This is a genomic window from Acinetobacter sp. YH16038 (assembly GCF_013417275.1).
Classification (GTDB): domain Bacteria; phylum Pseudomonadota; class Gammaproteobacteria; order Pseudomonadales; family Moraxellaceae; genus Acinetobacter.
Genome location: NZ_VPEG01000156.1, coordinates 1 through 1,357, shown reverse-complemented (window position 1 = coordinate 1,357; position 1,357 = coordinate 1). Strand labels below are relative to the sequence as shown.

1 protein-coding gene is annotated in these 1,357 nt (G+C 37.6%); it reads right to left on the bottom strand.

The genetic code is table 11. From position 1 onward, the window contains the following. The coding region (gene repM, locus FTV34_RS17490; RefSeq protein ID WP_179996767.1) for a replication initiation protein RepM at positions 1-841 on the bottom strand (841 nt) is incomplete at its 3' end. Positions 842-1,357 lie beyond the last annotated feature (516 nt).

Sequence of the window (1,357 nt, the reverse complement as noted above, 5' to 3'; positions counted from 1 at the left end):
CGGATGACTCTCCGATCTCTGCATATTCGCTACCAACTTCGGGCAGTTCAGATAATTTGTGTGCAAACAAATGCCGTTGTGCATCGGTCATTTCGACAAAGAAATCAGGTGTGTTTGGATCTCGTTTAGGGTCGGTTTTTTGTTGTTTTTTTGGCTGTGCCTTCTGTTTAAATCGGAATGAAAAACCAATAATATTACGTCCTCTTTTGTGCTGTTCTTCTTTGACAGTAATATCTGTATTTTCATTGATTTGCTTTAATGATGGTTCTAAAACACGCTTTTTAAAGTCGTGCATTCGATGATATTCACTTTCTAATACTCCCAATCTTTCTCTGAACTCACTTAGCTCAATAATTGGTGTTTTCCCACTACTACGCCAAGCAATCAAAAGTTCATAAAGTCTAATGGCGTAGCCAGTGGAAAGCCCTTTTACTTGCTCTAACTCATAGCTCGTAAATTGTTTTTCTAGCCGAGTTATTAAAGGGATAATTGCAGGTGAAAAAATTAACTCAACAGATGCCGTTTTTTCGATGTATGCAATTTGAGAAACCCAACGTGAGGTAATATGAGCTACTCCTTTTCCTCTTGGTTCTTGATAGCTAAATTGACGAGCAAACAAGTCTTTACAGGCTTCTTTTAGTGCTTGATAAGCACCATTTTTCAATACATCAAAGTGGTTGATATAGCTCTCTGCGTGAATAGTTAAAGGGTCATTCGCATTAATACCTTTACCACTTTCACGGGCTTCAATTATTGCTAAAAGAATTAACCGTTGTTCCACTAGGTCAAGATTGTAGCTGGCATTAATTAAAGCGTTATCTTTCACAATTAAATCTTTCATATAGCGTCTTATTTTATTATGTCGTCTTATTGATCTTATGTGAAGCCTTATCAAGAAGCAATAAGCAGACATATTTTATTTTGTCGCATCTTGCAAACTAAACGTGCTTAAAACGACATGTTTTATTTTGTCTTTCAAAGCACACTAAGTGTCGTCTTATTGAGAATTTCTAGCACACTAAGTGTCGTCTTTTAGCACACTAAGTGTCGTCTTATGTCCTCTGAAACGCACGTATATCAATGCTTTCAGACTGCTTAAAAGCATTTAAAAGCTTTTTTATTATTAAAAGCCCAAAAAAATTAAAAACGGCATTTAAAACTGCCCTATGTTTTCGCTTCGCTCAAACTCTATTGAATCTCGCTGCGCTCGATTCCTGGGGGCAGTTTTTTTCAAAGACCGGCTAGGACGCTAAAAACAAGAATGGATTCGCTTCGCTCATAAAGCTTTATGCTCGCTTCGCTCGTCATGGAGCCAGTGGCTACAGTCGCTTTGCTCTGTAAATCTCGTTATGAAGCA